General features: G+C 36.7%; 19 protein-coding genes and 1 other annotated feature. Of the genes, 18 read left to right on the top strand and 1 reads right to left on the bottom strand.

Translation table 11 applies throughout. The annotated features are described in order from the left end of the window. Window positions 1-94: 94 nt before the first annotated feature. The 18 genes from rny to K0R93_RS14050 all read left to right on the top strand — a co-directional run bounded on the left by rny (window position 95) and on the right by K0R93_RS14050 (window position 18,517). On the top strand, window positions 95-1,636 hold the full coding sequence (rny, locus tag K0R93_RS14135) for a ribonuclease Y (protein ID WP_300302537.1): 1,542 nt from the start codon (window positions 95-97) through the stop codon (window positions 1,634-1,636). A gap of 254 nt (window positions 1,637-1,890) precedes the next feature. Further along, window positions 1,891-2,151 (top strand): stage V sporulation protein SpoVS, encoded by a 261-nt coding sequence (gene spoVS / locus K0R93_RS14130; RefSeq protein WP_068556162.1) that lies wholly within the window; start codon window positions 1,891-1,893, stop codon window positions 2,149-2,151. Between the two features lie 130 nt (window positions 2,152-2,281). Next, window positions 2,282-3,094 (top strand): PHP domain-containing protein, encoded by an 813-nt coding sequence (locus K0R93_RS14125; protein WP_300302529.1) that lies wholly within the window; start codon window positions 2,282-2,284, stop codon window positions 3,092-3,094. A gap of 165 nt (window positions 3,095-3,259) precedes the next feature. Beyond that, window positions 3,260-4,690 (top strand): adenylosuccinate lyase, encoded by a 1,431-nt coding sequence (purB, locus tag K0R93_RS14120; protein ID WP_300302527.1) that lies wholly within the window; start codon window positions 3,260-3,262, stop codon window positions 4,688-4,690. 170 nt (window positions 4,691-4,860) lie between these two features. Continuing rightward, window positions 4,861-6,651: a sigma-54 dependent transcriptional regulator PrdR gene (gene prdR, locus K0R93_RS14115; RefSeq protein ID WP_300302525.1), complete on the top strand. Its 1,791-nt coding sequence runs from the start codon at window positions 4,861-4,863 to the stop codon at window positions 6,649-6,651. Between the two features lie 334 nt (window positions 6,652-6,985). Beyond that, window positions 6,986-8,473, top strand: coding sequence for a sodium-dependent transporter (locus K0R93_RS14110; protein ID WP_300302523.1), 1,488 nt, complete (start codon window positions 6,986-6,988; stop codon window positions 8,471-8,473). Between the two features lie 172 nt (window positions 8,474-8,645). Then, window positions 8,646-8,954, top strand: a complete 309-nt coding sequence (locus K0R93_RS14105; RefSeq protein WP_300302521.1) for a (2Fe-2S)-binding protein — start codon at window positions 8,646-8,648, stop codon at window positions 8,952-8,954. Further along, window positions 8,951-10,057 (top strand): NAD(P)/FAD-dependent oxidoreductase, encoded by a 1,107-nt coding sequence (locus tag K0R93_RS14100; RefSeq protein ID WP_300302519.1) that lies wholly within the window; start codon window positions 8,951-8,953, stop codon window positions 10,055-10,057. Before K0R93_RS14105 ends, K0R93_RS14100 begins: the two co-directional genes overlap by 4 nt. Window positions 10,058-10,082: 25 nt before the next feature. Next, window positions 10,083-10,571 (top strand): 4Fe-4S binding protein, encoded by a 489-nt coding sequence (locus K0R93_RS14095; RefSeq protein ID WP_300302517.1) that lies wholly within the window; start codon window positions 10,083-10,085, stop codon window positions 10,569-10,571. A gap of 1 nt (window position 10,572) precedes the next feature. Next, window positions 10,573-10,860, top strand: coding sequence for a (2Fe-2S)-binding protein (locus tag K0R93_RS14090; protein WP_300302515.1), 288 nt, complete (start codon window positions 10,573-10,575; stop codon window positions 10,858-10,860). Further along, the gene (locus K0R93_RS14085; protein WP_300302513.1) at window positions 10,853-12,001 is read left to right on the top strand and encodes an NAD(P)/FAD-dependent oxidoreductase; all 1,149 of its coding nucleotides are present in this window, start codon (window positions 10,853-10,855) and stop codon (window positions 11,999-12,001) included. Before K0R93_RS14090 ends, K0R93_RS14085 begins: the two co-directional genes overlap by 8 nt. A gap of 68 nt (window positions 12,002-12,069) precedes the next feature. Further along, window positions 12,070-12,504 carry a 4Fe-4S binding protein gene (locus K0R93_RS14080; protein WP_300302511.1) on the top strand — a complete coding sequence of 145 codons (435 nt, stop codon included), beginning with the start codon at window positions 12,070-12,072 and terminating at the stop codon, window positions 12,502-12,504. A gap of 31 nt (window positions 12,505-12,535) precedes the next feature. Then, window positions 12,536-14,692: an aldehyde ferredoxin oxidoreductase family protein gene (locus tag K0R93_RS14075; protein WP_300302509.1), complete on the top strand. Its 2,157-nt coding sequence runs from the start codon at window positions 12,536-12,538 to the stop codon at window positions 14,690-14,692. A 37-nt stretch (window positions 14,693-14,729) separates the two neighbouring features. Continuing rightward, a complete protein-coding gene (gene thiS, locus K0R93_RS14070) occupies window positions 14,730-14,927 on the top strand; it encodes a sulfur carrier protein ThiS (RefSeq protein ID WP_300302507.1) in 198 nt (65 codons plus the stop codon). Window positions 14,928-15,093: 166 nt separating this feature from the next. Next, window positions 15,094-15,293, top strand: a binding site (T-box leader). 105 nt (window positions 15,294-15,398) lie between these two features. Further along, complete coding sequence (locus tag K0R93_RS14065; RefSeq protein ID WP_300302505.1) at window positions 15,399-16,640, top strand: glutamate-5-semialdehyde dehydrogenase; 1,242 nt, start codon at window positions 15,399-15,401, stop codon at window positions 16,638-16,640. A 9-nt stretch (window positions 16,641-16,649) separates the two neighbouring features. Beyond that, window positions 16,650-17,441 carry a glutamate 5-kinase gene (gene proB, locus K0R93_RS14060; RefSeq protein WP_300302503.1) on the top strand — a complete coding sequence of 264 codons (792 nt, stop codon included), beginning with the start codon at window positions 16,650-16,652 and terminating at the stop codon, window positions 17,439-17,441. Between the two features lie 53 nt (window positions 17,442-17,494). Then, entirely contained in the window at window positions 17,495-18,310 is an 816-nt protein-coding gene (gene proC, locus K0R93_RS14055; RefSeq protein ID WP_300302501.1) for a pyrroline-5-carboxylate reductase, read from the top strand. Between the two features lie 18 nt (window positions 18,311-18,328). Beyond that, a complete protein-coding gene (locus K0R93_RS14050) occupies window positions 18,329-18,517 on the top strand; it encodes a MoaD/ThiS family protein (protein WP_300302499.1) in 189 nt (62 codons plus the stop codon). A gap of 60 nt (window positions 18,518-18,577) precedes the next feature. On the opposite strand, the gene uvsE is transcribed toward K0R93_RS14050, so the two are convergent. Continuing rightward, a complete protein-coding gene (gene uvsE / locus K0R93_RS14045; RefSeq protein ID WP_300302497.1) occupies window positions 18,578-19,543 on the bottom strand; it encodes a UV DNA damage repair endonuclease UvsE in 966 nt (321 codons plus the stop codon). Window positions 19,544-20,017: the final 474 nt, after the last annotated feature.

Here is a 20,017-nt window from a genome sequence, read left to right as displayed (position 1 = left end):
AAATTTTACTCTATAATATCATAGTGAAAGATTTAAAAACCGAGGCTTCTCGGTTTTATTAGTTTACATTCTTTATTAGGGGAGGTGTTTAAGTATTAATAGTTTATACTTCATAGCTATCATTCTCGTTATTGCAGCAATCAGCTTTGTAGTAGGATATTTTCTGAGAAAGAATGTTGCCGAAGGCAAATTAAATAGTGCAGAGCAAAAAGCAAAAGAAATTGTCAGCGAAGCGCAAAAAGATGCCGAAACAGCAAAAAAAGAAATTCTGCTTGAAGCAAAGGAAGAGGTTCACCGATTAAGAAGTGATTTTGAAAAAGACAGCAGAGAAAGACGAAATGAAATTCAAAGATTAGAAAGAAGGCTTGTTCAGAAAGAAGAAACTTTGGATAGGAAATCTGAAAATCTTGAGAAGAAAGAAGACATGTATAACAAGAAATTGAAGGAAGTTGCAGAAAAGGAAGAGCAAATTGAAGATCTTTATCAAAAAGAACTTCTTGAGCTTGAAAAGATATCTGGACTTACTTCAGAAGATGCAAAAGAATTACTTTTAAATGATATTCAGAAAGAGATAAGACATGAAGCTGCAATGATGATTAAAGAGATAGAACACAAAGCAAAAGAAGAAGGCGAGAAAAAGGCAAAAGAAATAATTTCTTATGCTATACAGAAATGTGCAGCGGATCATGTGGCAGAAACAACCGTATCTGTTGTTGCCCTTCCTAATGATGAAATGAAGGGAAGGATAATTGGTAGAGAAGGTAGGAACATAAGGGCTTTAGAAACTCTGACAGGAATAGACTTGATTATTGACGATACACCAGAGGCAGTGATACTTTCAGGTTTCGATCCAATTAGAAGAGAAGTTGCAAGAATTGCCCTTGAGAAATTAATTGTAGATGGTAGAATCCATCCAGCAAGAATTGAAGAAATGGTTGAAAAAGCTAAAAAAGAAGTAAACAATATGATCAAAGAAGAAGGCGAGCAAGCTACCTTTGAGACAGATGTACATGGACTACATCCTGAATTGATCAAACTTCTTGGAAGATTAAAGTTTAGAACAAGTTATGGACAAAATGTGTTAAAGCATTCTATAGAAGTTTCTCATTTAGCTGGATTAATGGCTACTGAGCTAGGTGCAGATGTAAAGCTTGCAAAAAGAGCAGGTTTACTTCATGACATTGGTAAAGCTGTTGATCATGAAATCGAGGGAACTCATGTAGAAATTGGTATGGATTTATTAAAGAAGTATAAGGAATCAAACGAAGTGATTCATGCTATGTCTACACATCATGGGGATTATGAACCTCAGACCATTGAAGCGGTTTTAGTTACAGCAGCTGATGCTATTTCTGCAGCAAGACCTGGTGCTAGAAGAGAAACCTTGGAGACATATATTAAACGTCTTGAGAAGTTGGAGGAAATTGCTAGTGCCTATGATGGGGTAGAAAAATCATTTGCTATCCAAGCTGGACGTGAAGTTAGAATCATGGTGAAGCCAGAAGAAATGGCAGATGCAGATATAATCTATCTAGCTCGAGACATAACAAAGAGAATCGAAAATGAACTGGAATATCCAGGTCAAATTAAAGTAAATGTAATTCGAGAAACTAGAGCAATAGAATATGCAAAATAAGAGGAGCACACTTTGTGTGCTTCTATTATTTTTTGAAATATATAATAAAAATTATTAACACATTATACTATATTAAGAAAATGATGAAGTCTAAAAAGAGAAGGTGTCATTGTTCAATCATTTGTTTAAATTTTCTTATTTCTTTTTTAGAAAAAAAAGGATTTGTAGGATATATGTAGAATATAGTAACTTGATAAAATATATCATTCTAAACTATGTATCATTCAACTCTATTATTAAAGGGGGCTTTCATCATGGAAGTATTAAAAGTATCAGCAAAATCAAATCCAAACTCTGTTGCAGGAGCATTAGCTGGCGTTTTAAGAGAACGCGGTGGTGCAGAAATCCAAGCAATTGGTGCGGGTGCTCTGAATCAAGCAGTGAAAGCAGTAGCTATTGCGCGAGGATTCGTTGCTCCTAGTGGTGTTGACCTAATATGTATTCCAGCATTCACAGACATCCAAATAGATGGAGAAGAGAGAACTGCCATCAAACTTATTGTTGAGCCAAGATAATTTATTGTTAGAAAAAGACCTGTTTTTACGGGTCTTTTGCTTTTTTACATATTATGAGGGTATTAGTGCAAATATATATGTTAATATGTAAATATCTGTTTCTTGATTGTTAATGCAAGGGGGTAGTATATTGAGGATTGATATGCATGTTCATTCAACAGCATCAGATGGGGTATTAAAGCCTTCTGAAATTATTGATTGGGCAGTACAACTTAGATTAAAAGGAGTGGCAATCACGGATCATGATACGGTTGATGGCTTAGAAGAAGCTGCACAATCTGCGAAAGCATATAAAGATTTTTTATTTATACCTGGTATAGAGTTTAGTACGCAGTTTATGGACCATGAAGTTCATATATTAGGTTATTGGATTGATTATAAGGATCCTGGGATCATTACATTAACGGAAAAAATAAAGGATGATAGAACACAAAGAGGAAGACGAATTATTGAAAAGCTAAAAGAGTTAGGATACAATATAACATTTGAAGAAGTATTATCGGTGACAAAAGGTGGTGCTGTAGGACGGCCACATATTGGAAGATTATTGGTAGATAAAGGATATGGACGAACAATACAAGAAACGTTTGAAACTATGTTGGGGAAAGGAAAGCCAGCCTATATAGAACGATTTAAGCTATCACCTGAAGAAGCTATTTCCGCTATTATCAAAGCAAAAGGGGTGCCTGTGTTAGCACACCCAGGTCTTTTAAATAAACGGATTGATGTAATTGATATTATTCAGAAGGGAATAAAAGGTATAGAGGTGTATCATAGCAAACATGAAAAAAGCGACAGTCGGCGATTTCTAAAGATCGCACGAAATTACGATCTCCTTGTCACAGGTGGGTCAGATTTTCATGATAGTTTTGCCAGTAAACGACCTACAATCGGTAGTGAAGGTGTATCTGTGGATGAACTGCATGAATTTCTGAATAAGTAATATATGGTATCTTACTCAAAAAGATATGGACGAACTTCCATATCTTTTTGAGTAAGATTGGATTGCTAAAATCTGAACAAATTCTTAAATTGTTATTATAATGTTTGTGATTATGAGATGCTTATTGTATAATACTAATGTAAACAAGTAAAAGGAGTGGAAGAAATGTCATCAACATATGAGAATCCTTTGATCACAAGATACGCCAGCCAAGAAATGGCACAACTATTTTCAGCAGATATGAAGTTTAAGACTTGGAGAAAACTTTGGATTGCTTTAGCGGAAGCAGAAAAAGAACTAGGGCTAGATATATCAGATGAGCAGATTGAAGAAATGAAGAAGTATCAAGATGATATTAATTATGATGTGGCCAAGAAAAGGGAAAAAGAGACAAGGCATGATGTGATGTCCCATGTATATGCGTTTGGAGTCCAATGCCCAGCGGCGAAGCCAATTATTCATCTAGGTGCTACAAGTGCCTATGTTGGAGATAATACGGATATTATTGTAATGGATCAAGGATTAAAATTGATTCGGAAAAAACTAATAAATCTAATGAACAATATGTCAGCTTTTGCACTGGAATATAAAGACTTACCAACTTTAGGATTTACACATTTTCAGCCTGCCCAGCTGACAACTGTAGGAAAACGAGGAACCCTATGGCTTATGGACTTCTTAATGGACTATGAAGATTTAGAATATGCATTAAGTACCATCTCCCTTCGGGGTGTGAAAGGAACAACCGGTACCCAGGCCAGTTTTTTAAGCTTATTTGATGAAGATCACCAAAAGGTAAAGGATTTGGATAAGCTTGTTGCTGAAAAGATGGGTTTTAAAAAGACATTTCCAGTTACCGGACAAACATATTCTAGAAAACTAGACTACAGAATACTATCCATACTAAGCAGCATTGCTCAAAGTGCTCACAAAATGACAAATGATCTTCGCTTATTACAACATTTAAAAGAAATAGAAGAACCATTTGAAACGAATCAGATAGGCTCTTCTGCCATGGCATATAAGAGAAATCCGATGAGAAGCGAAAGGGTGGCATCTCTAGCTAGACATGTCATTGCTAATATTATGAATCCAGCAATGACAGTATCTACACAGTGGTTTGAAAGAACATTAGATGATTCTGCCAATAGAAGGATATCTATCCCAGAAGCATTTTTAGCTGTTGATGCAATTCTTGAAATTTGCATTAATATTTTTTCAGGATTAGTAGTTTATGAGAAAGTAATAAATCAACACGTAATGAATGAGTTACCATTTATGGCTACAGAAAACATAATGATGGAAGCTGTTAAGCGCGGTGGAGATCGACAAGAATTACATGAAAAGATAAGAACTCATTCTATGGAAGCAGCTAAGCAAGTGAAGATGGAAGGAAAGTCAAATGACTTGTTAGTCAGGATAGCAGAAGATGATACATTTAAGCTCACGAAGGATCACATTGATAATCTTGTAGATCCAATATTATATATTGGTCGTAGTCCTCAACAGGTCATGGAATTCATTGAAGAACATATCCAACCTATTATTGAGAAGAATAAAGAAATAATTGGATTGGAAATTGATCTGAAAGTATAAAAACAAAAGAAAAATGCAAGATTGATATCTTGCATTTTTCTTTTGTTTTTATTTGCAGGAAAATTAATGGTTTATGTAGTATTAGAAGATTATAAATATTATAAAAACAATAATTGTAATTCTATGAGATGCATGGGGCAATGAGATATCATTGAATGGGGGAGAGAATCTTGCTCGAAAATAAAATGTTCTATTATAGAGTAAATGAAATATTTTCAACAGATTTTATTAGCATTGAACCCCATATTAAGCTTTCGGAAGTGATTTATTATGTTCTGAGGGAAAACATGCAGGAAGCACTTGTCATAGATGAGGACAAAAAGCTTCTAGGAATTATAACTCTGACAGACATCTCACTTTTCTTAAGGGATAATTATGATCTTTCATTACCGGTTTCTCATTTTATGAAAACTGATGTATTGACAATTGTTGGAGATGAGCTTATTAGTAAAGCTCGGAGGCTTTTGATAGAGAGAAAAATAGGTCGTTTACCTGTATGCGCAGGGGATCAAGTAATTGGAATACTACGAAGCGATAATATACGGGATAACTATTATATGAAGCTTGAAATCATCAATAAACAATATAGACATATTATTAACAATATGCATGAAGGTGTTACAGTTACGGATGCATCTGGTTACGTGATTTTCTGGAATAAAAGTGCTGAAAAGATTTATGATATAGAGGCTAAAGACATTCTTTATCATAGACTAATCGATTTCTTTCCAAACGCCCTTACTTTATCGGTTATTGAAAGTCGTATTCCTATAGAGAATGTTTATCATTCTCCAAAACCAAACTATTATATTATTATTAGTGCCTTACCTATATTTATTGAAGGTGAATTTATGGGGGTGGTGGCAACAGAAAGGGATGTAACAGAATATCGAAATCTCTCTGTGCGCCTAGAAAAAGCAAACTCTCAAATTAGTCTTCTTAAAGAAGAAGTAGAAAAGATTACAAAGGGTGGATTTTCTTTGGGAAATATCATTGGTAAAAGCCCAATAATCCAGAGAAAAATACAACTAGCTAAGCATGTATCTCAAACCGATACAAGTGTTTTGATTACAGGAGAAAGTGGTACAGGGAAAGAGGTTTTTGCAAGGGCTATTCACCACCATAGTAAAAGACAAGGACATTTTGTTCCAGTGAACTGCAGTGCAATTCCCCAGAGCCTTTTTGAGAGCGAATTTTTTGGTTATGTAGGGGGTGCTTTCACCGGAGCACTTAAAAGGGGAAAATTAGGGTATTTTGAACTTGCCAATAATGGAACAATTTTTCTTGACGAAATAGGTGATTTGCCAATAGAACTTCAGGCCAAATTGCTAAGGGTCCTCCAAGAGGGAAGCGTTTTACGTATTGGTTCAGAAAAAGAAATTCCAATTGATGTACGTATCATTTCAGCCACCAATAGGAGCCTTAAAGAAATGGTAAAAAAAGGGGAGTTCAGAGAGGATCTATACTACCGTTTAAATGTAGTGGAGATTGAGCTGCCACCTTTAAGGGACCGCAAGGAAGATATTGTTTTGCTCTTTGATCATTTTTTACAGGAGATTTGCCATAAGAATCATATAAAAATTTATCATGTTGATAAAGAAGTATTCGATATTTTATATAAATATGAGTGGAAAGGTAATATTCGAGAGTTAAGGAATACCGTAGAATGCATGGTAGTTCTGAGTCATGATCACCGTATTACCGTATCATCCATACCACAGTATATTACAGAAGGAACCCTAGATATAAAGGATAGGCATACCAAGCCTTCTTCAAGTTTAGATGAAGTGGTCAAATCATCTGAAATACAAATGATTCGTAAGGCTTTAATTGAAGCAAAGGGAAACAAGGCAAAAGCTGCGAAGTTATTATGCATTCCAAGGAGCACTTTGTATTATAAAATAAGCCAGTATGATATACTATGTCAAGAAACTGACACATGTCAGAAATTCGGCAAATAAACAGAGGTTATAATAATTAAAGGGATATAGTAAAATACAAGTCAACGTGCACAATGAATGTCAGTTAACTGACACTATAGAAAGATGCAGGTCTTATCAATATTTATTGATAAGACCTGCATCTTTTATTTATGTGGAGTTGAAGAGGTTTGTAAGAAGATTTATTTATCAGAAAATTTTGGCATATTAATTGCTTAATAATCTGTGAGTAGATTGATCTTAATTATTCAATGAACTTTGCAAAGTGAATACATATCAATAGATAAAACTATTAAATATTATCAAAAGCTGAAAGGAGGGCAGCGTCATATATCAATTATAAAGGAGGGTTTGTATGAGTCAACAGAAAGAACAATGGGCAAGCAGATGGGGATTTATTGCAGCATCGATTGGTATGGCAATAGGTACAGGGAATGTATGGAGATTTCCAAGGGTAGCAGCAGCAAACGGTGGTGGACCATTCATCATCGCGTGGACCATCGCTCTATTTGTTTGGTCCATACCTCTACTTATGGGTGAAATGGTCATGGGTAGAAGGACAGGGCTTGGGACGATAGGTGCTTTCCGGGATTACGTAGGAAAGAAGTATACCTGGATGGGTACCTGGATCGCAGCAGTGTGTCTATTAATTATGTTCTACTATTCTGTAATAATGGGTTGGTGCGTTAAGTATTTTACTTTAGCTGTAACAGGTGCTTTTAGTAAGCCTGTCGGGACAGAAGTAACTGAGGCAATATGGCAAACGTTTACCACAACACCTTCGCAAACTATTCTATACCATTTTATTTCTATGGCAGTAGCAGGTTTCATCATTTATAGAGGTGTGACGAACGGAATTGAGAAGGCATCAAAAGTAATGATACCTACATTATTCGCATTAATAATTTTCGCTGCTATAAGATCCATAACGCTCCCTGGTGCATCTAAAGGACTTGAATTTTTATTTAGCCCTAAGCTCCATATGCTTGCTACACCTAAAATTTGGCTTGAGGCCTTTACTCAGGCTGCTTGGTCAACGGGAGCGGGTTGGGGTTTTATTATTACATACGCTGTATATACGAAGAAGAAAGAGGATGTTGCAGGGAACTGTATGATTATGGGATTTAGTGATAACGTGGGTGCTTTGATTTGTGGAATGGCAGTACTCCCCGCAATCTTTGCTCTTTCACCAGCACCTGAAGCTGCAATATCTGCTGGAAATACGGGAATAACTTTTATTTATCTGGCTCAATTATTTACAACGATGCCATTTGGTTCTATTTTATCAGCACTCTTTTTCCTAGCCATGTCCATTGCAGCGTTGACTTCGCTACTGCCTATGGTTGAAGTGGGTGTTAGAAACTTTATGGATGCTGGATTAGACAGGCAGAAAGCAACGCTAATTGTTGTAATCGGCGGTTTTTTAGCAGGCATTCCATCAGCGTATAGCTTAAATATTAATGATAACCAAGATTGGGTATGGGGTGTAGGATTATTGTTTAGTGGACTTTTTGTTGCTATTGCCCTTATGAAACAAGGACTTGAAAAAATTCGAAATAATGATATCAATACACCATGGTCGGATTTTAAAGTTAACAGATGGTGGACCGTTAGTGTAGCATTATTTCCAGCATTTGTAACAATTATCATAGGCTGGTGGTTATGGCAGGCAATTACCTGGTATCCAGAAAACTGGTGGGATCCAACTGAAACATTCAGTGTAGGTACTATAGCGCTTCAATTTGGTATTCTGCTTGCATTTGCAGGATTATCAAACAACTGGTTAGCAAATAAGATAGGTAAAGGCAGAGATATAATGGAATCAACAGAGGAGGCGAAATAGTATGTCATCAACTTCAATTATTATGATGGTTATAACTTTGGGATTCTATTTCTGTGGTTTCATTTATTTATTGAGTAGGGCATTTAAATCACAGAACAATAAATAGGAACAATGATTGGATTCTTCTCCCAATGGGAGAAGAATCCAAATAAATCATGATGGAGGTGTCACCATGAGAATAGAGGAGCATCCAATCGTAGGTTTTCAAAGAGGGAAATCTCTACAATTTAAGTTTAATGGCCAACCACTAAATGGATATGAAGGAGAAACAATTGCTGCTGCACTGCATGCGGCAGGGATAAAAGTATTAAGTCATAGTCATGAAAAACATAGACCCCGTGGGTTTTATTGTGCTATAGGTAATTGTTCATCTTGCTTGATGGTTGTAAATGGAGAGCCTAATGTAAGAATATGTGTTGAAATGCTCCAGGAAGGAATGGAGATATCTACACAGATAGGGAAAGGAGATATCCTGCGATGAAATATACAGATGTTCTCATAATAGGAGGTGGCCCTGCAGGACTCTGCGCAGCTATTAGTGCTGCTGAAGCAGGATGCAAAGTTCTCTTGGTTGATAGGAATAGGTCATTAGGAGGTCAGTTGGTAAAACAAACCCATATGTTCTTTGGCTCTGAAAAGCAGTATGCATCGGTACGTGGAATTGATATAAGCAAAATACTGCTTAATCAGATTCATGATAAGGAGAATATTGAGATATTAAATGATACAACAATATTGGGAATATATGAGGACGGAGTAATTACTGCAGAATCTTCGGGGATATATATGAAAATTAAAGTTAAGTCTACAATTGTGGCAACGGGAGCCAGCGAGAAAACATTAGCATTTCCCAATAATGATTTGCCAGGTGTCTATGGAGCAGGCGCTGTACAGACATTAATGAATGAACATGGCATCAAACCAGGCAAGAATGTTTTAATGGTTGGTGCAGGAAATATTGGATTAATCGTAAGTTACCAATTATTGCAGGCAGGCGTTAAAGTGGCTGCAATTATTGATGCTGCACCGAACATAGGGGGGTATTTAGTACACGCTTCAAAAGTTCGTAGATCAGGCGTTCCAATTTATACGAGACATACGGTAAAGCAAGCTTATGGTAAAGATGAGCTTAAGGGTGCAACCATCCACAAATTAGATGAAAATTGGAATCCAATAGAAGGAACTGAAATGGATCTTGATATAGATGTAATGTGTATAGCTGTTGGTTTATCACCTCTGTGTGAACTACTATGGCAGGCTGGGTGTGAAATGAAGTACATGAATGAACTAGGTGGGTATGTACCATTACGAAATGAGCGTATGGAAACCTCGATTCCTGGTATTTTCGTTGCCGGTGATGTGGGGGGTGTGGAAGAAGCAAGCAGTGCAATGGTAGAGGGATACTTGGCGGGCATAAATGCTGCACAAAGTATAGGCCATACAGTATGCAATATAGAAGAAAAGAAAAAGGATCTCCACGACCAACTACATGCATTAAGATCGGGTCCGGTAGGAACGAAGATTCGAGAAGGAATTACACAGTTACAGACAGTCCTAGAAGCTGCAGCAAGCAGTAGTTTATAGGCGAATATCGTAAGGAGGTGTAAAAATGTTAGCAAGTACAGGAGTACCCACAAGAGTGGATATAGAAAAGGCTTTTCCAAACGAAGTTCGAATGAATCAAGGGGCAGCTGCTGTGATTGAATGTTTTCAGAATATCCCCTGCAACCCATGCTATACGGCTTGCAACAGAAATGCCATCAAGGAATTTCAAGACATCAATGATTTACCTTTAATAGATCATGAACAATGTAATGGATGTGGACTATGTATAAGTAAATGTCCAGGTTTGGCAATTATGGTTGTAGATATGACCTATTCAGAGCATGAGGGACTTTTGAAGATTCCCTATGAGTTTATCCCGTTGCCAGTGGAAGGCGATATTGTGAGAGGATTAGATAGGTCGGGTAAGCATATGTGTGATGTAAAGGTTGTTAAAGTTCTAAATACAAAGTATTTAGATAGAACACCGATCATTTCAATTGCTGTCCCCAAAGAGTACATTCACAATGTTAGAAATATAGGAATGGGGGATTAACATGGATGATAATGCAATCGTTTGTCGCTGTTCTGACTTGACTGTAAAGGATGTAAGGAATTTGATTGCTAAGGGGTTTACGACTTTCGATGAATTAAAAAGAATCAGTAGAATAGGCATGGGTCCTTGTCAAGGAAGAACATGTGCACAACTCGTGCTTAGAGAACTATCAATTGCAACTGGTAAACAGATTTCTGAACTAAAGCCAGGAACTTATAGACCCCCTGTGAAAGGTATAAAGCTAGGCGCTATTTGTGAATGTAGTACAGGAGGTGAAGTCCATGATTAAAACAGCAGATGTTGTAATCATAGGCGGGGGAATCTCAGGATGTGCCATCGCATATAATCTATTAAAAAAAGGTGTAAAGGATGTTGTCGTCATAGAAAAGGCTTATTTAGCCAGCGGGGCAACAGGAAGGTGTGGTGCAGGAATCCGACAACAGTGGGGAACAGAAATGAATTGCAGGATTTCAAAATTATCTTCTGATTTCTTCGAGAATGCCAATGAGGAGCTAGACTATGATGGAGATATAGAATTTAAACAGGGAGGATATTTGATCGTTTCCAGCACGGAAAAAGAGCATGAACAATTTAAGAAAAATGTGACGTTACAAAACAGCCTGGGAATCCAATCAAAATTATTGAATCTTGATGAAGCGAGAGAAATCGTACCATTCTTGAATACAGAAGGATTGATTAGTGCCACCTTTCATCAGAAAGATGGTCACCTTAATCCCTTCCATACAACGCAAGCTTTTGCGAATGCAGCGAAGAGACTAGGCGCCCATATCTATACCTATACGGAAGTAATGGATATCATTGTTGAAGGTGGTAGGATTGTAGGAGTCAAAACAAACAAAGGAGATATCTCAACCAATATTGTTGTAAATGCAGCGGGAGGATACTCACAGCTCATTGGGAATATGGTGGGATTAGAGTTGCCAGTTTTCTCTGAGCGACATCAAATATTGGTTACAGAACCGGTTGAGCCTGTTCTTGGACCCATGGTCATGTCTTTCTCTCTAAATCTATATTGTCAGCAAGTACCCCATGGCAGCATTATTATGGGTCGAGGTGATGAGGGGGAGCCTCGGGATCTCCGCATCACTTCAGGGTGGCACTTCTTGGAGGAAATGACAAAAACGATTACAAAGGTACTTCCTCCGCTGAAGGATGTACGCTTATTAAGACAATGGGCTGGACTGTATAATATGACTCCAGATAGACAACCGATCTACGGGCCTGTAGACGAGGTAGAAGGGTTTTATTTAGCCATAGGCTATAGTGGTCATGGATTTATGTTTGGTCCTGCTACAGGGCTACTAATGGCAGAATCTATACTCGGTGAAGAAACAACATTGCCTATAGATATGCTTCACCTAAACCGATTCAAAAAAGGTGAGCTTATTTTTGAACCATCTGTTGTTTAGATTGAACAAGAAGTTATAATAATCTGCTTGAATATGAAAGTAATATGATTATATGGAGGTGAAAAATATTGAAGAGGCTGGGTAAAAAAGATGAATTATGTATAGGATGCAATCAGTGTGTGGATATCTGTTCGAATACATATTTCAGGGAAGCTTTAAAGGAAAAATCTAGTATTCGAGTCAATATGGAGTCACAGAAGGGATATGACATCAATGTATGCAGTCAATGTGGCGAATGTATAGAAATATGTCAAATAGAGGCCCTTTATAGAGATAAAAATCAAGTAGTAAAAATTAAAAAACATGATTGTGTAGGATGTTTAATGTGTGTAGGATTTTGTCCTGAGGAAGCAATGAGACAGCATGATGATTTAATTGAGCCCTTTAAATGTGTAGCATGCGGTTTATGTGCAAAAAATTGCCCGACAGGAGCAATATTTATTGAAAATGTAGACCTAGTAGAATTGGTAGCATTGGGGGAAACCGCTACTGCTGGAGAATAATTGTTACATGATGAGAAGGGGGATGAAATATATGAATGCAAAGGAAGTACTTAAAGGTCATAAATCCCTGGCTGAATTTCGCTATGAATTAGGTCAAGTAGAAAAGGGATATACAAATAGATCATTATATATTAATTTATCTGATAATAAGGTTGAGTCAAAACCTGTAACAGATATGATGAAGGAAAAATTTACAGGAGGGAAAGGGTTTGGTCTTTGGTATCTTTGGAATGCAGTAAGGCCAGAAACAAAATGGAATGATCCAGAAAATGAAATTGTCATTTCAAGTGGACCACTAGGAGGCATCACCCAATATCCGGGATCAGGCAAATCTTTGGTAGTTACAATATCTCCGTTAACAGGTTTAGTTATCGACAGCAATGTAGGAGGCTATTTTGGACCACTGCTTAAATTTGCAGGGTGGGATGCATTGGAGGTTCAGGGAAAAGCTGAAAAAGATGTTGTTATATTCATAGATGGGAATGAAGGAACTGTTAAGATAGAAGAAACACCTATTGAAGAAAAAGATGGGCATCAAATCGGGGAAATGTTAACCGAAATGTACGCAGAATCCGAAGACGATAAAAGAAATATTTCAGTAGTAACTGCTGGTTCTGCGGGGGAGCATACCTTGATCGGGCTATTGAACTTTACTTTCTATGATGTGCGAAGAAAGGTAGTACGGTTAAAGCAAGCCGGTCGTGGTGGTATCGGTACTGTATTTAAGGATAAAAACATCAAAGCTTTGGTTGTCAGATTTAGAGGTGTAAAAGGAGATTTGAATCATCCAAGTGATATTTCAAGAATTAACAAAGCTGGGGTTAGGTTACATAAGGAAATTTGTAAATTTGATGATGTACAGAACAAAATGAGACAAATTGGTACAGCGAATATTATTGAAGTTATGGACGAATACGATTTGCTACCCGTCCATAACTATAAGTATGGAAGTCATCCAGATACTTATAAGATCGCATCAAACGTTTTTATCGAAAAGTATATTACCCAAGGTAAACCTGATGGTTGCTGGTATGGATGTTCGTTATCATGTGCCAAAGCTGCGGATCATTTCGAAATAAAAACGGGCCCATATAGGGGGCAATTTGTAACTGTGGATGGGCCTGAATATGAAAATGCTGCAGGACTAGGTGCCAATTGCGGTATTTTCGATCCACAATATATTTTAGAAAGTAACTTTTATTGTGATACTTATGGGGTTGATACGATTTCCTTTGGAACGATTACAGCTTTTGCCATGGAATGTTATGAAAATGGTATTATCAATAAAGAAATAACTGGAGGGTTAGAACTGAACTTCGGAAATGCTGAAGCTGCAATGGAACTCCTGCATCAGATGTCAAGGGGAGAAGGCTTTGGATTGATCGCAGGCCAAGGAATTCGAAGGATGAAAAGACTCTTTGTGGAAGCGTATGGGGCAGATCCTAAATTCCTACAGGATATAGGCATGGAGCAAAAAGGGTTGGAGTATTCAGAATACCTACCAAAAGAATCATTGGCCCAGCAAGGCGGTTATGGTTTGACGAATAAGGGACCCCAGCATGATGAGGCATGGCTGATTTTTATGGATATGGTAAATAATCAGATTCCTACCTTCGAGGATAAGGCAGAAGCACTACACTATTTCCCCATGTTTAGAACATGGTTCGGATTAAATGGACTATGTAAGCTTCCATGGAATGATATCGTTCCAGAGAGCAATTCATCCGCATTAGAACCTGCAAAGATCCCAGAGCACGTGCAAAATTATGTGGACCTGTTTAATGGTGTAACAGGGAGGGTGATTGACAAAGAAGAATTGATTCGTCAATCGGAAAGAGTATATAATTTCCAAAGAGTATTTAATATCAGAATGGGTCATGGCAAGCGTGAGGATGACAAAATCCCATACCGTTCTGCCGGTCCTGTAACCGTAGAAGAATATGAATCAAGACGGGAGAGATATGACCAACAATTAATCGAATTGCTAGGTTATAATCCAGAGGGGAGAACGACAGAAGAAAAAATAGCTGTATTGCGAAGACATAGGGAAGATCAATATGAAAAACTTATTGATGCTGTCTATGCGAGGAGGGGTTGGAATAATAATGGGATTCCAAAGATAAATACACTGGAAATGCTCGGTATAGATTTACCAGAAGTCATAGAGGCTGTTCAGCCATATTTATAAATAGATCGCTTTCAGAGAGATTTAGGAGGCATATCTGATGATAAAGGTGAATGGAAGGGATTTTGAATGGCAGGAAGGACTTACAGTAGCGAAATTACTTGAAAAGAAACGGTATACCTATCCCAAAATTATCGTAAAAGTAAATGAAAGGCTTATCAATAAACAGCAATATGTGTCAACAGTTATTTATGATGGCGATGATGTGAAAGTAATACATTTGTTGGCTGGAGGATAAAATAACGATATTTTCCATATAAAAGAGTATAGCTGAAATTTAGCTATATTCTTTTTATTTTTTCATATTTTACAAATACTAATAAGGACCAATATAAGGGACAAGCAATTAAAAAAAATATTGACATAAATATAAAGCTTATGTATAATCATGGATAATATAATATGTAAACACGATGATGGAGAATAGTAAAAAAGTGATGTTTCACAGAGAGCTTGGAATAGATGAGATCCATGCAGACTAACTTTTAGAACCCACTCCGGAGTAGAATGATGAACAAATCATTACGTCTAAATCACGTTACGATTGCTAGAGTGAGTCGTTTGACTAACTAGGGTGGTACCGCGGGTATATCTCGTCCCTTTTGGGGCGGGATTTTTTTATTTTTTACAGTTGTTCATGATTAAAGTAGACATAATAATATTATGTAAATTGAAAATGGTAATTGTCAAGATAAGGGAGTGGATGATGATGAAATACCTAGTAGATAAATGTAAGAGTTTACATGAAGAATCGCAAATTTTGGCAACGTTAAATACGAAGACGAAAAATGAGGCGCTTAAGCAAGTAGCCATTAGCCTACAGGAACATAAAAGCCTTATACTAGAAGCAAATGAAAAAGATATTCTGCAAGCAAAAAAAGAAAATATGAAAGAGAGTCTGATTGATCGGTTAAGACTGGATGCAAGACGGATCGATGATATGATAGATGGAATCTATACAATTATTGAGTTGAAAGATCCTATTTGGAAAAGCAATGATGTATGGACATTGGAGAATGGTCTAACAATCAGTAAGATGACAGTGCCACTGGGTGTTATAGGAATTATTTATGAGTCGCGGCCTAATGTGACAATTGATGCATTCTCCTTGGCGTTAAAAAGTGGGAACTGTATATTGTTACGGGGAAGCGCATCTTCTATTCATTCAAACAAGGCTTTGGTTTATGCAGTAAAAGAAGGGTTGAAAAGAAGTTCGGTAGCTGAGGGTGTTATTGAATTTATTGATGATCCAGACCGTACGATTGTAAAAGAAATGTTAACTTTGAATGAGTATATTGATCTGATTATTCCCCGAGGTGGAAAGGATTTAATCGACTTTGTCGTTAAAAATGCCACCGTACCTACAATAGAAACAGGTGTTGGTAACTGTCATATATTTATCGATGAAACTGCACCCTTTACAATGGCACTAGAAATTATTGAAAATGCAAAAGTTCAGCGACCGGGTGTGTGCAATGCTTGCGAAACAGTTTTAATTCACAAGGCGATAGCAGAGAAGTTTCTTCCTCGATTATATGACTGTCTAAAAGATCGCGTTGATATTCGTGGATGCGATGAAACCCTTAGAACAATAGCCGTAAGCAAAGCGGTAGAAGAAGACTGGCAGGAGGAATACCTAGACTATATTTTAGCGGTAAAGGTTGTGGAAAGTGTTCATGAAGCAATCAACCATATCCGTAAATACGGAACGAAGCATTCGGAATCCATCATCACAGAAAATATTACAAATGCAAATCTATTTACACGACAAGTAGATGCTGCAGCGGTATATGTAAATGCTTCCACCAGATTTACTGATGGCAGTCAATTTGGTTTTGGCGGCGAAATGGGAATCAGCACGCAGAAAATTCATGCCCGAGGTCCTATCGGTCTAAATGAGCTGGTCAGCTCAAAATTCATGGTTTTAGGAAATGGGCAAATTCGAGAATAGAGGGATTTTATGATTAGTGAAATTATGAATAGAAGCAAAAAAATAGTGATCAAGATTGGAAGCAATACACTGGCGAATGAAAATGGAACCATTAACAAAGATTTTCTTAAAAAGTTATGTACCCAGATATGGCAACTAATCAACGAAGGAAAACAAATTGTTATTGTGTCATCGGGGGCTAGAATCGCAGGGGTAGCAACAATAGATAAATGGATGAGAAAAGAGGACATTCATTATAAACAAGCATTATGCGCCATTGGGCAGGTTGAACTCATGGATGCTTATAGAAGAGCGTTTATGTCTTATCATATTCACATTGGGCAGATGCTATTAACAAGAGATGATTTCTTTGACAGAAACAGAACATTAAACATAAGAAATACATTATTTACTTTGGTTGATGAAGGTGTAGTGCCAATAATTAATGAAAATGACACTGTTAGTGTTGAAGAGATTAAAATCGGTGATAATGATACACTGGCGGCTCTAACCGCTAATCTTTGGAATGCGGATGCATTGATTTTATTTAGCGATGTAGATGGTATTTATGATAAAAATCCCAAGGTATATAAAGACGCATCGCTCATCGAAGAAGTATCAAATATAGATGAATTGTTGACAAATATTACGATTGGAGAATCAAACTCTTTTGGAACAGGTGGAATTGCGACGAAGATTGAAGCTGCCAGAAAGGTGAATAATTATGGAATACCAATGATTTTAACCAATGGTCGTAAAGAAAATGTTTTATTAAAACTATTAGATGGTACAGAAAAAGCGACACTATTTAAAGTAACATAATCCTATAATCAAGAAATAAAATGTTGAATTAATAATAATACTGGGGTGGTAAAATGAACAGCAAAATTGGATTTATAGGCGCAGGGAATATGACGTACGCCATCGTTAGCGGCTTACTCAATAGCGATCCTCATGCGAAAGAAAATATATATGTAAGCAATCGGACTATGGATAAGGCAGAAAGGCTTAGTGAAGAATTTGATATTTCTTTTACAGTAAATAACCGTACTTTAGTGGAAACCTGCGATATTATTGTCCTGTCAGTAAAACCTGCTAAATATAAGGAAGTTTTAGATGAGATTAAGGATGTGGTTACTTCAAAGCATGTGATTGTTTCTGTAGCTGCAGGAATTACAATGGAATACATTGAGAAATTTTTTAATAAGCCAGTAAAGGTTGTTCGTACGATGCCAAATACACCTGTACTGGTTGGGGAAGGTATGACAGCAGTTACATCAAATAATTATACTGAAAAAGATGATTTGAATGCTGTTTTGAATCTCTTCGAAAGTATAGGGAGAGTAGATGTAATCGACGAAAGCTTAATGGATAGTATTCCCGCCATTAGTGGAAGTAGCCCTGCATATGTATATATGTTTATTGAAGCCTTAGCAGATGGTGGTGTACTCCATGGACTTTCAAGAGAAAAAGCGTATAAATACGCTGCTCAAGCTGTATTAGGTGCAGCAAAGATGGTTTTAGAAAAGGAAAAACATCCAGGGGAATTAAAGGATATGGTATGCTCCCCAGCAGGTTCAACCATCGAGGCTGTATATTCTTTGGAAAAAAGCAACTTTCGTGGGGCTGTAATTCAAGCAATGAATGCATGTACCGACAAGGTAAAGCAAATGGGCAAGACTGAAAGCTGAAGGGGATAGGTGAAATAAATGATATTTGTAAATGGAAAAGCAATGCAATGCATGCCATTACAGTCGATTCTAACGCATTTTAAAACATCGCTTCCCGTAAATGCAATAATGATCAATGGAAAATTAGTAGAAGAAGATATCTATGATAATATCAACATCCAAGATGGAGATGAAATAAAAATAATCTATCCAATCATTGGAGGATAGGGAGTGTAAACATAAAACCATGGAAACAATTGTGTTTCCATGGTTTTATACATTATAACGTTATATTTTAAAAGCAGCACCATTAACAAAGTCTATATTTTCATAGTTTCTTAAATCATCCATAAGCTGAAAAAGGGCTTTATCTTTATTTTTGGCTTCAATCATTACATCAAAATCTCTATTAATTTCTTTTGCAGTAGAAACAAAATCATAAAAGAATTTAACATCTACATTGTCAGCATGGGCCCGTATATTTTTATCACACTTAGGGCTAGAAACATGTATTTTAGGTGGGAGAGATTGCTCACCCCATGTATTGAAAATATCTTTAAGTAGATCACCGATTTGCTCGCCATTATTATTGCACCAGTGGTGGTGGATATCCAAAACCATAGGGGCTTTTATCTGTCTACAGATATCTAATACTTCTTGGGCAGTATAGATCTTATCATCATTTTCTAAAATAATTCTATCTCGGATATGGGTTGGAAGGTTAACGAAGTTTTGAATAAAACGCTGGACTGCCTTGGACTTACTGTCGTATGAACCCCCAACATGCAGTACAAGTTTTCCTATTTCCGGGGAAAGCCCCATGGCGTCCAAAATACGCCCATGGTACGCCAAGTCTTTGATTGATGAATCAAGGACTTCTTTTTTGGGGCTATTTAGAATTGTAAAATGATCTGGATGAGCACTGATACGCATACCGTTATCCCTAATATAATTGCCGATAGAAAGAAACTCTTCATGAAATTCTGCCGCATAATCCCACGATATCACATCAGGGTGGGTAGCTAAGGGTATTAGCTTAGATGTTAGGCGATAAATTTTTATATTATGGGTATTGGCATGGATTAGAATTCGTTTTGTATTATTTACATTTTCTCTGACTAAGGATTGTAAACGATAAAGCCTAACTTCAGGATCTTCAGGCAGATTTGTATAACTTTTATAAGTGATCGTTTTATTGGGTGAAGCATCATGGAGAAGAAGAGATAGGGCCACAAAACCTAGGCGAATTAACATGGCTTAAGTTCCTTTCGTTCTAGAATAACTGATATTTCGACATAGGTAACATGAACAACGACAAATTACAGCAATATACAAGAATGTGTCAAGTGATATGTATTCTCAATTAAGATGCTGAAAAATGTCGTTTGGTTTGTGTCGAAAAATAGATAATTATTTTATTGATATAGATCAATGCTAAGATTCCTGCAGATTATATGCTCAGGCCACGATCTTTAGCTAATTTAAATGTGTCATCTATAAATAAATATAATTTTGATTACTAGCATAGCATGCGCATATTTAGATAAATTATGAATTTACCAATGCATGAAAAGAATTTAATGAAATAGAAAGCCAATAAGATGAAAAAGCATGAATAGAAAACAAAACAACTATTCTTTAAATGTATATTTAGGGAATAGTTAAGGTTAATGATAAGCATTCTCAACAAAACGAAAATTTGAAAGGACCTATGCTCTATCTTCTCGA

It is taken from the genome of Anaerosolibacter sp. (genome assembly GCF_029240175.1).
GTDB lineage: Bacteria > Bacillota > Clostridia > Peptostreptococcales > Thermotaleaceae > Anaerosolibacter.
The sequence above is the reverse complement of the archived record's forward strand: the minus strand, read 5'-3'. Positions and strand labels throughout refer to the sequence as shown.

Coding starts and splice junctions, on each gene's coding strand:
- spoVS (WP_068556162.1), top strand. CDS start 1,891: ATGGAAGTATTAAAAGTATCAGCAAAATCAAATCCAAACTCTGTTGCA.
- purB (WP_300302527.1), top strand. CDS start 3,260: ATGTCATCAACATATGAGAATCCTTTGATCACAAGATACGCCAGCCAA.
- K0R93_RS14110 (WP_300302523.1), top strand. CDS start 6,986: ATGAGTCAACAGAAAGAACAATGGGCAAGCAGATGGGGATTTATTGCA.
- K0R93_RS14105 (WP_300302521.1), top strand. CDS start 8,646: ATGAGAATAGAGGAGCATCCAATCGTAGGTTTTCAAAGAGGGAAATCT.
- K0R93_RS14100 (WP_300302519.1), top strand. CDS start 8,951: ATGAAATATACAGATGTTCTCATAATAGGAGGTGGCCCTGCAGGACTC.
- K0R93_RS14095 (WP_300302517.1), top strand. CDS start 10,083: ATGTTAGCAAGTACAGGAGTACCCACAAGAGTGGATATAGAAAAGGCT.
- K0R93_RS14090 (WP_300302515.1), top strand. CDS start 10,573: ATGGATGATAATGCAATCGTTTGTCGCTGTTCTGACTTGACTGTAAAG.
- K0R93_RS14085 (WP_300302513.1), top strand. CDS start 10,853: ATGATTAAAACAGCAGATGTTGTAATCATAGGCGGGGGAATCTCAGGA.
- K0R93_RS14075 (WP_300302509.1), top strand. CDS start 12,536: ATGAATGCAAAGGAAGTACTTAAAGGTCATAAATCCCTGGCTGAATTT.
- thiS (WP_300302507.1), top strand. CDS start 14,730: ATGATAAAGGTGAATGGAAGGGATTTTGAATGGCAGGAAGGACTTACA.
- K0R93_RS14065 (WP_300302505.1), top strand. CDS start 15,399: ATGAAATACCTAGTAGATAAATGTAAGAGTTTACATGAAGAATCGCAA.
- proB (WP_300302503.1), top strand. CDS start 16,650: ATGATTAGTGAAATTATGAATAGAAGCAAAAAAATAGTGATCAAGATT.
- proC (WP_300302501.1), top strand. CDS start 17,495: ATGAACAGCAAAATTGGATTTATAGGCGCAGGGAATATGACGTACGCC.
- K0R93_RS14050 (WP_300302499.1), top strand. CDS start 18,329: ATGATATTTGTAAATGGAAAAGCAATGCAATGCATGCCATTACAGTCG.
- uvsE (WP_300302497.1), bottom strand. CDS start 19,543: ATGTTAATTCGCCTAGGTTTTGTGGCCCTATCTCTTCTTCTCCATGAT.